Source organism: Terribacillus saccharophilus (assembly GCF_002272075.1).
GTDB classification, from domain to species: Bacteria; Bacillota; Bacilli; order Bacillales; family Amphibacillaceae; genus Terribacillus; species Terribacillus saccharophilus_A.
Map to the genome: position 1 here is coordinate 26,924 of NZ_NPBJ01000022.1, position 14,545 is coordinate 41,468.

Sequence of the window (14,545 nt, forward strand, 5' to 3'; positions counted from 1 at the left end):
GTTTTTCACTGTCCTCTCTTTGCCGCTGTAATGAATTGTTTTATTTTAATTGGATCTTTTTGTCCCTCTGTCTCTACACCACTACTGACATCGACGCCGACAGGGCTCACTTCCCCAATTGCTTGCTGCACATTTTCGCTATGCAAACCACCCGCAAGAAAGAGCTTTTCCCTTGATATTGCTTCCGAGCTTGCAAGCGACCAGTCAAATGCTGTGCCGTTGCCTCCCCTATACGCTTCTGCTGGACTATCAAGCAGATAGTATTCACACTGGTAATCAGCCAGTTGCTTTAGATCATCCTCTGAAGCAACTGAAAAGGCCTTAATCACGGGCTTGTTGATAGCTTTGACATAGTCTGGTGTTTCATCGCCATGCAACTGAATGTAATCCAGACCAGCTGTCTCAACTATGTCTAGTAAACTCTCGATCGGCTCATTGACAAACACGCCAACTTTCTTCACCTGTGCCGGGAGCTCTTTTCCGATGCGGGCTGCTTGCTCAGGTGATACCTTACGTCTGCTGTCCGCAAAAACAAATCCAATCATGTCAGCTCCTGCTTCCACTGCCATTCGCCCAGTCTCCACCGACTGGATACCACAAATCTTGACGATCATGACTGCTCCGCTCCTACTGGGACCCGGAGTGTTTCCAATACCGCTCCTACATCGGTAGCTCGCATGAGCGTTTCACCTACAAGGATACCCTTTGCCCCTGCTTTCGCTACACGTGACGCATCAGATGGTACCGTTATGCCGCTTTCACTAATGACAAGCGTTGCGGAGGTATCAATCTTTTCTATTAATCGTTCCGTTACACCCAAATCTACCTCAAAGGTTTTTAGATTTCGATTATTGATTCCGATGATATTCGCACCAAGTTCTTGTGCTTGTTCTAATTCTTCTTCATTGTGAACCTCTACCAGCACATCCATCTCTTTGGATTTTGCATAGTGATAGAGAGCGTGCAATCGATCTTTCTCCAATGCTGCAACAATCAACAAAATCACATCAGCACCATAGTCAGCTGCTCTATCGATTTGGATTTCATCTAAGATAAAATCTTTATTTACTATCGGCAGCTCCACTGCCTCTCGGACAGCTGCCAAATCATCCATCGTGCCTTTGAAGAACGGTGTGTCTGTCAGAACTGAAATAGCCCCGGCTCCTGCTGATTCATAGATATTTGCTTGGTCCGCAGGTACAACATCGGGATTGATCATTCCTTTGGAAGGAGAAGCACGTTTGATCTCTGCGATAACCTGCAGCTGTTTTTGTTGTTGAAATCGCTTATATAATGATATCGGATTACGCTGTACCGCTGTCGGCTGGTATGTTTGTTTAAGTGTAGCAATTTCCGTCCGCTTTTCTTCTAGTATCCTTGCTAAGAATGTCATGAGGTCACTTCCTTTTGCTTATAATCGATCAAGTATTGCAGTTTCTGTCTAGCAGCTCCGCTATCGATGCTTTCCTTCGCAAGCTGGATGCCTTCATGGATAGAGGCTGCTTTTCCGTTAGCAAATATACCAAGACCTGCATTCAATACGACTGTATCTCTATGGACACCGCTCTCCCCATTCAATACCCTTAACAGAATGTCTGCATTCTCGGCAGCATCACCGCCCTTGATTGCTTCCAGAGGATAAACCGGCAGTCCGACCTCTTCTGGATGGAGAGTGAAGGCTGATTGTTTTCCGTTCTCCAGCAGGACAAGGTGATTCTCTCCTGCAAGGGATGCTTCATCCATAAACCCAGCCCCATTAATGACAATCGCCCTCTTGCGTCCCAATTTATGGAGTGCTTCAGTCATCATCTCGAGCATATCGCGTCGATAGATGCCGAGCAGCTGAGAATCAAGCTGGACTGGATTCGTCAATGGCCCAATTAAATTAAATATGGTTGGGATACGAAGCACTTTACGCAGCTGCATTACCTGCTTCAGACCAGGATGAACATGAGGTGCAAATAAAAAGGCGATGCCATTCTCCTCAAGCAAATGCGTCATCTCGGCTGCCGGCAGATACAAGGGGATACCCAGCTTCTCCAGGACATCCGCACTGCCTGTTCTGCTGGATACACTGCGATTACCATGCTTCGCAATCGTAATACCTGCTCCAGCAATTACAAAAGCTGCTGTCGTACTGATGTTGAAGCTTTGTGACCCATCTCCCCCAGTTCCACAGTTATCCATCACATTTGCTGCCTGAAGGGGAATCGTCTGGGCTTTTTCGCGAATTGCAGCCACCATACCTGCTACTTCATCCGCTGTTTCTCCACGGGTTTGCAGCATGGAAAGAAATGCTCCCGCCACAGCATCTGGCATACTGCCTTCCAGTAATTCCCGGGATGCCTGCAACGCCTCTGAATAAGTCAAAGCCTGCGTATTGGTAAGCTTAGCCAACAATGGTTCCATGACTTTCCCCTTCTTTCATGATTTGAATATAATGCTTCACGATCTCCTTACCAGCTTCTGTTCCAATCGATTCAGGGTGAAACTGTAGTCCATAAACTGGGTAACGGATATGCTGAACAGCCATGATTTCCTCATCATCTTCTGAATAAGCGGTAACTTCCAAATCATTTGGAACACTGTGCTTATCAATGACAAGAGAATGATAACGCATGATTGGCAGGTCCTTAATGATTCCTTCTATTACCGGTTCTCCCACATAGCGAAGTGTTGATGTCTTCCCATGCTTGATTTGTCCCGCTCGGATAATACTCGCGCCAAAGGCTGTACCGATTGCCTGGTGGCCGAGACAAATGCCGAGAATCGGAATATTGCCAGCAAAGTGACGAATCGCCTCGACGCATATTCCTGCATCTTCCGGTCTGCCTGGTCCAGGGGAGATGATGATTGCCTCTGGATTCATTGCTTCAATATCCTGGATAGAGATGACGTCATTGCGGACAACCTTGACTTCTTCTCCAAGCTCAGCTGTGTATTGGAACAGATTATACGTAAAAGAATCATAATTATCGATCAGCAGAATCATGTAATCCAACCTCCGTTAAAGATTTCGCTTTATGCAGCGTTTCGTGATATTCTGTCTCGGGATCCGAGTCATACACTAGTCCGGCTCCCGCCTGTACATATGCTTTATTGTCTTTTATGACCATCGTTCTGATGGCCAGTGCCAAATCAAGATCACCGTTCATATTTATATAGCCAACTGCGCCGGCATAGAGCCCTCGTTTTTTCTTTTCAAATTGATTGATCAATTCCATTGCACGTATTTTCGGGGCACCGGAAACTGTACCTGCCGGAAGAGCTGCAATCAGTGCATCCAATCCAGTCATATTATCTGCCAGTTCTCCTTGTACTTCAGAGACAATGTGCATAATGTGCTGGTACTTTTCTACTGTCATATACTTTGTCAGCTCGACCGTACCTACCTTACACACACGGCCCAAATCATTACGGCTTAAATCGACAAGCATCCGATGCTCCGCCAATTCCTTTTGATCTGCCAGCAGTTCAGTCGTCAGCTGTTCATCTTGCGCTAGTGTTTTACCGCGCGGTCTCGATCCAGCGATTGGGTTAGCCGTCACTTTATTGCCGCTTACTTTGATCAAGCTTTCCGGGGAAGCTCCCAATACGGTATAGTCCTCAAAATCGAGGAAGAACATATACGGTGAAGGATTGCTCGCCCGCAGCTTTCGGTAGAAGCTGAAAGCATCTCCACTGAACTCTGCCGTCAATCGCTGTGAAAGTACTATTTGAAATACATCACCTGCTTTGATGTACGCCTTGGCATCTTCCACCATCTGCATAAATGTTGCTTGATCCGTCTCAGGCCGGAAATGAACTGGCGGCAATACAGCATCAGGTATGTCCTTGAAAGATGTTATCTCCTGCTCCATTTCATCCAAACGTGCTTGGAGCATTTCTGCTGATCGTATTCCCGCGCCATCAATGGCTAGTAAAGTGATCTGCTGATGCTTATGGTCGTAAACGATAATATCCTCATAGAACATAAAATGAACTTCTGGCATACCGATCGGATCCTCTGGCATCTCTCCAATTACTTCATACTGCCGAATTGAATCATATGCCATATAGCCGACGGCTCCGCCATAGAAAGGAAAATCGAGCGGTAATTCGACTCCGCTTATCTGTTTCTTCAAAACCTCTAATGGTTTATCCGCCAGCTGCTCTTCCTGTCCTGCAAACTTCAGCATTGTTTCCTGACCCTTACCGATCAATTCCTTGTAAGGATTAGCTCCAATGATGGAATAGCGGCCCTTTCCTGTATGGTGTACCGAACTCTCCAGTAAAAACTTCTTTTCACCTGCCATCCGCTTATAAATCACGACGGGTGTGAGCGTATCTCCGTTCAATTGTTTCTTCTGAAATCTTATGCTATCCGTTGCCGCCATCTTTCTCGCTCCCTTTTCTTTGTAATAAAAAAACCGTCCCCTATGCACATGATTGGTTCATGTGCATAGGGGACGGTTTTACACCGCGGTGCCACCTCTATTGAAAGCTCTCGCTTTCCTCTCATTCGGATACGAAAGCTTTAGCCTTGATATCCTATCCCGGTAACGGAGGAAACCGGATTCCCCTACTATGTTTCAAGGAATCTCTCTGAAGTCCATTCCACGCTGCCGATTTGACCTGGATCTCACCACACCAGGCTCTCTGTACAAATCAATCAGCATGTACTCCTCTTCATCAACGATTTATGTGTATAAAAAAGGGCAATCTCTCCAATAAAGGACGAGATTACCCGTGGTACCACCTTTGTTAGCTAGCGCACTAGCTCACTTTGCTCCTGCTATCGGGGGAGTTACCGCCACAGCCTACTGGTCATTTCAGCTATGGTGCTCAGAAGTCCATTCACATATGCGTCACACCGGTTTCCACCATCCACCGGCTCTCTGAAGTGACCACATAAGCTACTACTCTTCGTCTTCGCTCACGTATCAGTTATGTTGGATTCATTGTAGTACCCTTATTTTCGTTTGTCAAGAGGTATTTATTCTGCATCTATTAAATCAGGCTTACCATTTTCCCCGAAAATAAGTTCTTTTCGCGGCAGACGCTGTTTTGTTTCTCTTTCGATTTGTTTGATTTGATGACTGTCACGAGGAGTCACGAAGGCTACTGTTAAACCGGTGCTGCCCGCCCTGCCTGTACGGCCAATACGGTGGATATAGCTCTCTGTATCTTCTGGCAGATCATAATTGAATACGTGAGTCACACCTTCAACATCCAAGCCTCGAGCTGCCACATCAGTCGCAACAAGGAACTGTGTCTTGTACTCCCGGAAGTTCTTCATAGCACGTTCTCGTTTTGCCTGTGACAAATCTCCATGCAGTTCATCCGATTCAAAACCCTGCGCATGCAAATATCCATGCAGTTCAGAAGCACGTCTTCTTGTCCTGCAGAAAATAATCGCAGCAAACGGACGATACATCTGCAATAACACCTTCAATGCATTCCGCTTCTCACGGTCAGACATTTCCAGGACAATCTGCTTGATTTCTTTTAATGTCACATTGGTTGTTTGAATCGTGATTTCCTTCGGCTTCTGCATTTGGGTAGAAGCAAGCTGGCGAATTTCCTTCGGCATTGTAGCAGAAAACAGCAATGTTTGTTTCGAATTCGGCAAAGCATTTGCAACGTCCTTTACATCATGCCAAAAACCCATATGCAGCATCTGATCTGCCTCATCCAAAACGAAAGTCCTTACATGGGAAAGATCTACCGTGCCGCGGCGCATGTGGTCGAGCAGACGACCTGGCGTAGCGACAACGATGTCCACTCTGCCTTCGAGTTTTTTAAGCTGCTTCACGATATCCTGACCGCCATAAACGGCTAAGATTCCAATTTCTTCTTCCGAATGAATCAGCTTCGCTAGTTCATCATAAATCTGGATAGCCAGTTCCCGCGTTGGACTAAGAATGAGCGCCTGAATACCGTCGCTATCCATTTTCAGCATCTCCAATATTGGCAGCAAGAAAGCAAGTGTCTTACCGGTACCTGTTTGCGCTTTTGCAATCACGTCTTTTCCAGCCAGAATTTCGGGAATTGCTTGCTTCTGAACAGGCGTAGGTTCTGTCAGACCTAATTTATGTAGTATTTCCAAACGGTTATTTTGTAAGTTCAAATCATCGAACACATTCATGTTGTTCCCTCTTTCATACTTTTTCCATAATTATTATGTGAAGTTTCCATAGAAGTACGCGTCAAAAGTTTGTAAGATACTAGTATACACATAAAAAGGGGGAAATTATATGCAAAAATGGCTGATCGGCATTTTTGTCTTGCTGATCATCAGTTTCAGCGTTATCGGACTTTTTCGAGGTGGAGGAAATATCCAAAGCATCAACGAGACAAGTAAATCGTCTGTAAATTTAAAATAATATGCGTTTATACTGCACACACGTGGGTAAATAATAATATAAATAAAAACAGGCAGAGCAAACCGCCATTTGCTCCACCTGTTACGCTTTTTATATTAGTCTAGTACTTTTACTGTTACAGTTTTACGTCCCCAGTTCAATGCAGTTCCTTGATCTGGTACGTGTACATCGATTTTATTACCTTTGATTGCACCGCCAGTATCGCCTGCAATTGCTTCTCCATAGCCTTCAACCCATACTTTTGATCCTAAAGGAATAACACTAGGGTCTACTGCAATAACTTTCGCATTCGGATTAGCATTCAAATCGATACCAGTAGCTGTTACACCAGAGCATCCTTCACATTGACCAGTATATGCAGTTGCAGATACTGACAATTCTTTCGTTGCTTCTTGGCTAGTACTTGTAGCTGCTTTTTCTTCTTTGGCAGGAGCTGCTGCTTCTTTAGCAGGTTCTGCTTTTTGTTCTGTTTGTGCAGGTGCTTCCTGCTTTTCTTCTTGCTTAGGTGCTTCTTGTTTCGGAGCTTCTGTTTGAGCCGCTTCCTGCTTCACTGGTGCTGTTTCAGTTACAGCTCCGCCAGTCACCGCCAGTTGCTGACCTATTACAATCAAATCGGAGTTAAGGCTGTTCCAAGATTTCAACTCGCCTACCGATATATTGAACTTCCCTGCGATCTTAGAAAGAGAATCGCCTTTTTGTACTGTGTATGAGTCTGTTTGGTTTGTTTCTTTATCTATAGTTAATTTTTGATTAGGAAAGATTAGGTCAGAATCAAGTTGGTTAAGCTCTTTAAGCTGATCTACACTCACTTCGTATTTGTCTGCGATTTTCCAAAGAGAGTCCCCTGTTTGAACATTATATTCAGCAGCTGATGCTGTTGTACTGAATGCCCCCGCAATTACTAGTCCTGTAGCTAAAGATACGACTGTTTTTTTCATACGTCGTCTACCTCCTTAAATTTCTAACAGGACTTATGGTATCACATGGGCTTAGCCCAGTGGGTTACAGGAAGTTTAAGGTTATATTACAGCCCGTGCTCACAGCAATATTATTGTTACACTGTAATCTTTCTGTAACAAAACGAGTGATAACCAAGCTTAAAGGGGTTTTTTTGTAACAAAAGGGCTTGTTTTATTCCATTAATTGTAAGTTACTAAAGTTGAAATTCTTGTTGACTTTGTTTGCATTCGCTTTTTCTCGTTCAATTTTTGTCGTTTTTCCGGCTTTTTTAGGACAAATGTTACAAAACAAGCTCATGAATTCCCTTTTATATTCCAATTATATAAAAAAACAGGAGCAGCAGCTCCTGTTTTTCACTTCTTTACTCTCCAATTATGGTTGCAAGTTGCTTCAATTACACTACGCTCGCTGATGTAATCTGCAATCAGCTCTGTCATATCTGTTGTGATCTCCTTGACCACTTGCTTTCCTTTAAACATGACGTAGTCTCCCCCGCCAGCAGCCCGATAATTATTCATTACTACCTCATACATCTCATCTGCAATGACAGGGTTGCCCTTGATGTTTAATTCTTGTACTCGGTCTCCGACCTCACGACTGATATCTAATGTATAGTCGATACCTTCCCACATATCGTAATTGTAATGCTGTGGCTTAGGTTCCAGGAAGGAGCGGCTCACCTCAAGTTCACCCTCTTGGTCCAAATTGAAGTAAGTGGCAGAGAGTTCGAGTGCATGCTTCATATCTGCTCCAGAAATCTCAATCACCTTCAACGTGTTTGGATAGATATAATTGGAGACGATATCTCGCATCGTAATATTCTGTGGGAATCCAGGTGACGCATTATGAAACAATGCTGTACTGGAGATAGCAACATTCGCTGCATCCATCTGTACTTTATTGATAAATTCGATAAATGGTGTCTCCTTCACCCTCGTTTCAAATGCATCATGGATGATCATATCTCCATCTATTTTTCCGATCGGCTGGTCCAGCCATTTCTGTGTTTCTTCTTCATAGGAAGAAACTAGTCTCAAAATCGTTTTATCGGGCTCGATTTCATTCGTGATTGTATGTAATTTCGCCTCTGATATGACATGTTTCCTACTATTATATAGATGCTCGACAGTAATTGAAACTTCTCCAAGGAATGCACCATTGGATCCAGGCTGCACAACGGTCACATTATTCACTTTTTCAGCGAGTGATCGGTGCTGGTGACCAGTGACCAAAATATCAATTCCTTCTATTGAATGGCAAATTTCATAGCCTACATTTTCACCAGTGAGTGATTCTGTCGGCTCTCCTGTATCAAGGTCCCGTTCGAACCCGCCATGATAAGCGACAATTAGGACATCAGGCTGTTCTTTCTCCCGAACTTCCTTCACCCATCTCCTTGTCGATTCCAGGACATGCTCGAATGCAAGCCCCTCAATGTGATTCGGATCTTCCCAGTTTGGTATGAAATGAGTAGTAATACCGATGATCGCTAATTTAACACCATCTATCTGTTTGATTTCATACGGTCTGCCGAATATAGGTTCCTTTTTCGTCTTATCAAGGATATTACCGCAAAGATACGGAAAGTCTGCAAGCTGAATTGCCGATTGCAGATACGGCATGCCATAGTTAAATTCATGATTGCCTATTACCGCAGCATCATATTTTAGCTCATTCATACAGCGAATCAGCGGATTATCTTTACCTGCTTGGTATTTTGCATGGTGATACGTTAGCGGAGTACCTTGTATCATATCCCCATTATCAAGCAGAAGAACATGCTTCTTTTCTTCTCTTATTCTTTTAATTAAGGTAGCTACCCGTGCCAGTCCCTGGGGAGCTGGTTCGTGATCCCGGTATGTAGTAGGAAAGATATTTCCATGCACATCACTAGTAACGAGCATGGTGATATTTGTCACTTTATCAGACATACTTATGATTCCTCCGACCTCTTTTTCAGAATTAAAACAGTTTTTGCTATTATCTATCATAACATGCCAAATCTATCTTTACATTCTTATTACAGTAAGTTAACATAAATTGGAACAAGTCGTGATATAGTTGTTCATGCAGTGCAAATTAAACAATTTTTGGGGGTATATCATGTTTAAGAAAATTGCAGGTGTTGGTGCGACTCTATTTCTTGCAGCAGGGTTGCTAAGTGCGTGCGGATCTGATGATTCAAGCGCAGAAGGCGAAGGCAGCAACGGAGATTTGAAAGAATTGCGTGTGCAATTCGTTCCTTCTCAGAATGCAGAAACACTTGAAGCAAAAGCAGAGCCGCTTGCAGATCTTCTGGAAGAAGAACTGGACATTCCTGTTGAAGTAAGTGTATCTACTAACTACAACACTATCATTGAGGCGATGGCTTCCGGCCAAGTAGATGTCGGCTTCCTACCGCCTACAGCATATGTATTGGCACATGACAAAGATGCTGCAGAAGTTATCCTTCAGTCTCAGCGTTATGGTGTTAATCCAGAAGACGGTTCACCAACTGACGAACTAGTAGATTTCTACTTAGCTCAATTCGTCGTGAAGAGCGATTCTGGAATAGACTCTCTTGAGGACTTGAAAGACAAGACCATTGCAGTTCAGGATGTAACATCCTCTGCAGGTTATGTATGGCCTGCTGGTGCACTTGATGCTGCTGGTTTGGACATCCAGTCCGACTTGACTCCAACAACTGTAAAAGGTCATGATGCTGGTATCATCAGCGTATTGAACGGTGACACAGATGCAGCTGTAACATTCCAAGATGCACGTAACGTCGTTAAAGGTGACTACCCAACTGTCTTCGAGGATACGAAAGTAATTGCTACTACTGAAAAAATCCCGAATGATACAATTGCAGTTACTCCTGAAATCAATGACGAATGGAAAGAAAAAATCACTGATGCCTTCATCAACATCGGTAAAGATCCGGAAGGTTTGGAAATCATCCGTGATGTTTACACACATGAAGGTTACGTAAAATCTGATGATAGTAAATTCGAAGTTGTTCGCGAGTATTCCGAGAAATTTGCACAAGAATAATAGAATAAACTAGCTATCAATCCAGCCAGCCTGAGATTTCCTTAGACTGGCTGGGCTTTTGTCTGTAACTATATCTTTTCTTAACTGTATTTTTTCTGCTTTACTATTAAACTACATAAAAAGGTTGGTATAGAAAGTGATAGAATTTCGCAATGTTTCGAAAACATATCCGAACGGCGTCAAAGGTTTGAAAAACATCAACTTAACTATCGAAAAAGGCGAGTTTATTGTCATTGTTGGTCTTTCCGGTGCCGGTAAGTCTACATTGCTGCGCTCGATTAATAGATTGCATGAAATTTCCGAAGGCGAAATTATGATTGATAATGAATCCATTACAGCTGCTAAAGGAAAGAATTTGCGCCATATCCGTCGTGATATTGGCATGATTTTCCAAAACTTCAATCTCGTCAAACGTTCTACTGTTTTGCGGAATGTCCTTTCCGGCCGTGTTGCTTACCATAACACGCTGCGGACTGTATTCGGCTTATTCCCGAAAGAGGATGTCAACTTGGCTCTCAATGCACTAGATCGTGTGAATATTGTCGAGAAGGCCTATACGCGTTCTGACCAGCTTTCTGGCGGACAGCAGCAGCGTGTATCGATTGCCAGAGCTTTGGCACAGGAAGCGAAAATCATCCTTGCTGATGAGCCAGTAGCTTCTCTTGATCCGCTGACAACGAAACAAGTAATGGATGATTTGAAAAAGATTAACCAAGAGCTTGGTATTACGACTGTCGTCAACCTTCACTTCATCGATATCGCACGTCAATATGCTACACGCATCATCGGTTTGAATGCGGGAGAAGTTGTGTTCGACGGACCAGTGGATGAAGCGACTGATGAGAAATTCCAGGAAATCTACGGACAGCAGCTGGAAAAAGAACAGCAGCGAGGTCCAATTGGAGAGGGTGCCGAATGAGCCAGCCTCCGAAAAAGACGATTCCAAAACCGCCTACCAGAATCAAACATTATCTGACAGCGGCAATCGTACTGGTCCTGCTTGCCCTAAGTTATATTCAGACAGGCTCCAGCTTTATGGATTTGATAACGAACCGCGATCAAATGGCCAGCCTTGTCATCGATATGTTCCCGCCGGATTGGGCCTACTTTGAGAAAATCATCGAACCGATGCTTGAGACAATCCGCATGGCTGTCATCGGAACGACATTCGGAGCTATCATATCCGTTCCAGTCATTCTGCTTTGTGCAAACAACGTGAACCGGATACCTTGGATCTCTTATCCAGCACGATTTGTACTGAACTTGATCAGAACAGTTCCGGAGCTATTGCTTGCAGCTATTTTCGTAGCAATTTTTGGTTTAGGTATGATTCCTGGTATCTTTGCTTTGACGATCTTCTCCGTGGGGATTATCGCAAAATTGACATATGAATCCGTCGAAGGAATCGACAAAGGGCCAATGGAAGCTATGACAGCGGTTGGTGCGAACAAAGTCCAGTGGATTACTTTCGCTATCATCCCTCAGGCTGCTGCCTATTTCGTTTCGTATGTGCTGTATACATTCGAGGTAAATATTCGTGCCGCTGCCATCCTTGGCCTCGTAGGTGCAGGCGGTATCGGTCTTTATTATGACAGCAACCTTGGTTTCTTAAATTATCCACGTGTCAATACCTTGATTATTGCAACCCTTGCCGTTGTATTGATCATCGATTTTGTGAGTAACAAACTACGGGAGAAATTACTATGAGCCAATTACCTACACATACTGTCGATAAACCAAAAGGCCGCGGTAAAAAGGTCTTCAACCGTGTGTTGATCCTAGTCATCCTGGCTGCTATCTATGTTTGGGCTTTTGCTGGAATAGAAGAATTTGAAATCAAGGAGACTGCTGGTCAGATTTCCAAGGCGATTTTCGATGGTATCATCCATCCGGATTGGGCATTCGTAAATGAAGAAGAAGGTCTTATCTTCGGATTGATTGATACACTGGCTATCTCTATCCTTGGTACGTTCATTTCAGCTATTCTTACCATACCATTCGGTTTCTGGGCCGCGAGCCGCAAAGATAAATCCGGATTTTTTGTTACCGGTTTGGGCCGATTCGTACTTAGCTTCATTCGGGTATTCCCAGAGGTTGTTCTGGCGATTATCTTCATTAAAGCTGTCGGTCCTGGATCGTTTGCTGGGGTACTCGCATTGGGTCTGCATTCCATCGGGATGCTAGGTAAACTATTTGCTGAAGAAGTAGAAGCAATTGATCACGGTCCACGTGAAGCCTTGATTGCTACAGGAGCTAACCGCATCCAAGTACTCGTCTATTCCGTATTGCCGCAAGTACTGCCTGGATTCATCTCCTACACACTCTACCGTTTCGAGCTGAATGTCCGGGGAGCTTCCATCCTCGGTATTATCGGCGCAGGTGGTATTGGAGCTCCGCTTATTTTCGCTTTGACTTCTCGTAACTGGCCGCGCGTTGGTGTCATTCTACTTGGTATCATTGTATTGGTATCGGCGATTGACTTAATTTCTGGCTATTTGCGTAAAAAGATTGTATAAAGAAAACAGCGATTCTGCTTTAAGCAGAATCGCTGTTTTTTAGTTCAATACAGTTGTACGTTCGCTTGCAGGCACTCTTGGCTTCACTTTCGGTTCTTTACCGATAAACCCGACCTGCAGGAGTCCGATATTACGTTCACCTGGTCTGATTTGGAGTAATTCTCTCGCATCTGCATTCTCGAGCAATGTATTCGTCTTCCAGATTGTTCCGATGCCTTTTTCCCATGCAAGCAGGCTGAAATTCTGGATTAGCATACTAGCAGATGCATAATCTTCTTCACGGAATTTCATTTGCGTATTTTCCTCTAAAACGACAGCAATCCAAAGCGGAACATCAGTAATCTTCTTTTTTAATGCCTCTGCTTTTTTCTCTTTTTCTTCAGCTGTTGCAGCACCTTTCGCCCCTTGCTTCGAATTGATTTCACCCAGCTTTTGTTTCGTCTCACCATCAATTAAAATAAAACGCCAAGGCTGCGTCATTTTATGGTTTGGCACCCACACTGCTATATCAAGTAGTTCCTGTATCTCCTCGTAAGAGATTCTTTTACTAGTATCATAATTCGTAATTGATCTTCTATCTTTTATCAGCTGCTCTAATTGCATCTGTCACACTCCTCTTCCATTCTCCGTGCTTTTCTTTAATTGAAAATCATTATCATTATCATATCTGAATATTCCATACAATGTCAATGTGCTATCTATCTGGAAAAAATCTTACTTTTTTATGAAAGTTTCTGAATAACGCTTGAACAGACCTTTATTTTGTGACAATATAAATGATAACGAATCTCATTCTCAAATCAAAGAGAAGAGGAAAGGGGTACCAGTAATGGGACGTTTACAAACGGAATTACTTGAAGTAGCCTATGGAGATAAATCAATCGTAAAAGATTTAACTATAGAAATTCCTAAAGGAAAGATTACAGCTCTTGTTGGAGCTAATGGTTCCGGCAAATCCACTATACTTAAGACAATGGCGCGTGTCATGAAGCCGAAAAACGGCACGGTACTATTGGACGGGAAAAGCATTCATAAACAATCAACGAAAGCTGTCGCGAAGCAGCTTGCCATCCTTCCTCAGAATCCTGTTGCACCCGAGGGTTTGACAGTGTCTGAGCTTGTAGCATATGGCCGCTATCCACATCAGAAAGGGTTCGGCACTCTTACTCCTTATGATAAGGAAGTAATTGCATGGGCAATTGAAGTGACAGCGATGGAGGATTTCGCACAGCGTGCGGTCGACCAGCTTTCCGGCGGACAGCGTCAGCGCGCTTGGATTGCAATGGCATTGGCACAAGAAACGGAAACACTCTTCCTTGATGAGCCGACGACATTCCTCGATATGGCACATCAGTTGGAAGTGCTTATGCTATTGCATAAACTGAATCGTGAAGAAAACCGTACGATCGTCATGGTTGTACACGATCTCAATCATGCTACACGTTATGCAGATCACATGATTGCTATCAAAAAAGGACAGGTAATTTGCGAAGGTTCACCTGTTGATACTGTTACTGCAGAGAACCTGAGGGAAGTATTCAACATCGAAGCTGATGTGATTATCGACCCGCGTTCAGGAGTGCCTCTCTGCTTGCCTTATAATATTCTTGGAAGTGCAGCTCCTGTTGCGCAAGAGCGTATCATCGAAAAAACTTTGGCATAAACTAAACG

The 14,545-nt window shown here is 43.8% G+C and carries 15 protein-coding genes and 2 other annotated features; of the genes, 6 read left to right on the forward strand and 9 right to left on the reverse strand.

Annotated features, from left to right (window positions below):
- Nucleotides 1-5: 5 nt before the first annotated feature.
- From CHH48_RS11325 to CHH48_RS11350, 6 genes are all read right to left on the reverse strand, one after another.
- Nucleotides 6-614: a phosphoribosylanthranilate isomerase gene (locus CHH48_RS11325; RefSeq protein WP_095219235.1), complete on the reverse strand. Its 609-nt coding sequence runs from the start codon at nucleotides 612-614 to the stop codon at nucleotides 6-8.
- The gene (gene trpC, locus CHH48_RS11330; RefSeq protein ID WP_095219234.1) at nucleotides 611-1,393 is read right to left on the reverse strand and encodes an indole-3-glycerol phosphate synthase TrpC; all 783 of its coding nucleotides are present in this window, start codon (nucleotides 1,391-1,393) and stop codon (nucleotides 611-613) included. Before trpC ends, CHH48_RS11325 begins: the two co-directional genes overlap by 4 nt.
- Nucleotides 1,390-2,409, reverse strand: coding sequence for an anthranilate phosphoribosyltransferase (gene trpD, locus CHH48_RS11335; protein ID WP_095219233.1), 1,020 nt, complete (start codon nucleotides 2,407-2,409; stop codon nucleotides 1,390-1,392). The genes trpC and trpD overlap by 4 nt, the downstream gene beginning before the upstream one ends.
- Nucleotides 2,390-2,992, reverse strand: a complete 603-nt coding sequence (locus CHH48_RS11340) for an anthranilate synthase component II (RefSeq protein WP_095219232.1) — start codon at nucleotides 2,990-2,992, stop codon at nucleotides 2,390-2,392. Before CHH48_RS11340 ends, trpD begins: the two co-directional genes overlap by 20 nt.
- Nucleotides 2,973-4,376 carry an anthranilate synthase component I gene (trpE, locus tag CHH48_RS11345; protein ID WP_176466421.1) on the reverse strand — a complete coding sequence of 468 codons (1,404 nt, stop codon included), beginning with the start codon at nucleotides 4,374-4,376 and terminating at the stop codon, nucleotides 2,973-2,975. Before trpE ends, CHH48_RS11340 begins: the two co-directional genes overlap by 20 nt.
- A 65-nt stretch (nucleotides 4,377-4,441) precedes the next feature.
- Nucleotides 4,442-4,684, reverse strand: a binding site (T-box leader).
- A gap of 25 nt (nucleotides 4,685-4,709) precedes the next feature.
- Nucleotides 4,710-4,921, reverse strand: a binding site (T-box leader).
- Between the two features lie 54 nt (nucleotides 4,922-4,975).
- A complete protein-coding gene (locus CHH48_RS11350) occupies nucleotides 4,976-6,127 on the reverse strand; it encodes a DEAD/DEAH box helicase (protein WP_095219231.1) in 1,152 nt (383 codons plus the stop codon).
- A 109-nt stretch (nucleotides 6,128-6,236) separates the two neighbouring features.
- On the opposite strand from CHH48_RS11350, the gene CHH48_RS19810 reads away from it, so the two are divergent.
- The gene (locus CHH48_RS19810; RefSeq protein WP_255212170.1) at nucleotides 6,237-6,365 is read left to right on the forward strand and encodes a hypothetical protein; all 129 of its coding nucleotides are present in this window, start codon (nucleotides 6,237-6,239) and stop codon (nucleotides 6,363-6,365) included.
- 95 nt (nucleotides 6,366-6,460) lie between these two features.
- Here CHH48_RS19810 and CHH48_RS11355 read toward each other — a convergent pair whose 3' ends face one another.
- Together CHH48_RS11355 and CHH48_RS11360 are read right to left on the reverse strand one after the other, a co-directional pair.
- Nucleotides 6,461-7,303 (reverse strand): 3D domain-containing protein, encoded by an 843-nt coding sequence (locus CHH48_RS11355; protein WP_095219230.1) that lies wholly within the window; start codon nucleotides 7,301-7,303, stop codon nucleotides 6,461-6,463.
- A 375-nt stretch (nucleotides 7,304-7,678) separates the two neighbouring features.
- Nucleotides 7,679-9,256: a bifunctional metallophosphatase/5'-nucleotidase gene (locus CHH48_RS11360; RefSeq protein ID WP_095219229.1), complete on the reverse strand. Its 1,578-nt coding sequence runs from the start codon at nucleotides 9,254-9,256 to the stop codon at nucleotides 7,679-7,681.
- A gap of 172 nt (nucleotides 9,257-9,428) precedes the next feature.
- Between CHH48_RS11360 and CHH48_RS11365 the strand changes: the two genes are divergently transcribed.
- The 4 genes from CHH48_RS11365 (at nucleotide 9,429) to phnE (CHH48_RS11380) (ending at nucleotide 12,874) form a co-directional block, all read left to right on the forward strand.
- Complete coding sequence (locus CHH48_RS11365; protein WP_095219228.1) at nucleotides 9,429-10,358, forward strand: phosphate/phosphite/phosphonate ABC transporter substrate-binding protein; 930 nt, start codon at nucleotides 9,429-9,431, stop codon at nucleotides 10,356-10,358.
- A gap of 136 nt (nucleotides 10,359-10,494) precedes the next feature.
- Nucleotides 10,495-11,277 (forward strand): phosphonate ABC transporter ATP-binding protein, encoded by a 783-nt coding sequence (gene phnC / locus CHH48_RS11370; protein WP_095219227.1) that lies wholly within the window; start codon nucleotides 10,495-10,497, stop codon nucleotides 11,275-11,277.
- Nucleotides 11,274-12,065 carry a phosphonate ABC transporter, permease protein PhnE gene (gene phnE, locus CHH48_RS11375; RefSeq protein WP_095219226.1) on the forward strand — a complete coding sequence of 264 codons (792 nt, stop codon included), beginning with the start codon at nucleotides 11,274-11,276 and terminating at the stop codon, nucleotides 12,063-12,065. The genes phnC and phnE (CHH48_RS11375) overlap by 4 nt, the downstream gene beginning before the upstream one ends.
- Nucleotides 12,062-12,874 (forward strand): phosphonate ABC transporter, permease protein PhnE, encoded by an 813-nt coding sequence (phnE, locus tag CHH48_RS11380; protein WP_095219225.1) that lies wholly within the window; start codon nucleotides 12,062-12,064, stop codon nucleotides 12,872-12,874. Before phnE (CHH48_RS11375) ends, phnE (CHH48_RS11380) begins: the two co-directional genes overlap by 4 nt.
- A 39-nt stretch (nucleotides 12,875-12,913) precedes the next feature.
- Here the strand turns inward: phnE (CHH48_RS11380) and CHH48_RS11385 are convergent, their stop codons facing one another.
- Complete coding sequence (locus CHH48_RS11385; protein ID WP_095219224.1) at nucleotides 12,914-13,477, reverse strand: nitroreductase family protein; 564 nt, start codon at nucleotides 13,475-13,477, stop codon at nucleotides 12,914-12,916.
- Nucleotides 13,478-13,703: 226 nt separating this feature from the next.
- Here CHH48_RS11385 and CHH48_RS11390 point away from each other — a divergent pair, with 226 nt between their 5' ends.
- Nucleotides 13,704-14,537: an ABC transporter ATP-binding protein gene (locus CHH48_RS11390; RefSeq protein ID WP_095219223.1), complete on the forward strand. Its 834-nt coding sequence runs from the start codon at nucleotides 13,704-13,706 to the stop codon at nucleotides 14,535-14,537.
- Nucleotides 14,538-14,545 lie beyond the last annotated feature (8 nt).

Bases quoted from the DNA above. Each gene is read 5' to 3' on its own strand.
- CHH48_RS11325 (WP_095219235.1), bottom strand. From the start codon at position 614: ATGATCGTCAAGATTTGTGGTATCCAGTCGGTGGAGACTGGGCGAATG.
- trpC (WP_095219234.1), bottom strand. From the start codon at position 1,393: ATGACATTCTTAGCAAGGATACTAGAAGAAAAGCGGACGGAAATTGCT.
- trpD (WP_095219233.1), bottom strand. From the start codon at position 2,409: ATGGAACCATTGTTGGCTAAGCTTACCAATACGCAGGCTTTGACTTAT.
- CHH48_RS11340 (WP_095219232.1), bottom strand. From the start codon at position 2,992: ATGATTCTGCTGATCGATAATTATGATTCTTTTACGTATAATCTGTTC.
- trpE (WP_176466421.1), bottom strand. From the start codon at position 4,376: ATGGCGGCAACGGATAGCATAAGATTTCAGAAGAAACAATTGAACGGA.
- CHH48_RS11350 (WP_095219231.1), bottom strand. From the start codon at position 6,127: ATGAATGTGTTCGATGATTTGAACTTACAAAATAACCGTTTGGAAATA.
- CHH48_RS19810 (WP_255212170.1), top strand. From the start codon at position 6,237: ATGCAAAAATGGCTGATCGGCATTTTTGTCTTGCTGATCATCAGTTTC.
- CHH48_RS11355 (WP_095219230.1), bottom strand. From the start codon at position 7,303: ATGAAAAAAACAGTCGTATCTTTAGCTACAGGACTAGTAATTGCGGGG.
- CHH48_RS11360 (WP_095219229.1), bottom strand. From the start codon at position 9,256: ATGTCTGATAAAGTGACAAATATCACCATGCTCGTTACTAGTGATGTG.
- CHH48_RS11365 (WP_095219228.1), top strand. From the start codon at position 9,429: ATGTTTAAGAAAATTGCAGGTGTTGGTGCGACTCTATTTCTTGCAGCA.
- phnE (WP_095219226.1), top strand. From the start codon at position 11,274: ATGAGCCAGCCTCCGAAAAAGACGATTCCAAAACCGCCTACCAGAATC.
- phnE (WP_095219225.1), top strand. From the start codon at position 12,062: ATGAGCCAATTACCTACACATACTGTCGATAAACCAAAAGGCCGCGGT.
- CHH48_RS11385 (WP_095219224.1), bottom strand. From the start codon at position 13,477: ATGCAATTAGAGCAGCTGATAAAAGATAGAAGATCAATTACGAATTAT.
- CHH48_RS11390 (WP_095219223.1), top strand. From the start codon at position 13,704: ATGGGACGTTTACAAACGGAATTACTTGAAGTAGCCTATGGAGATAAA.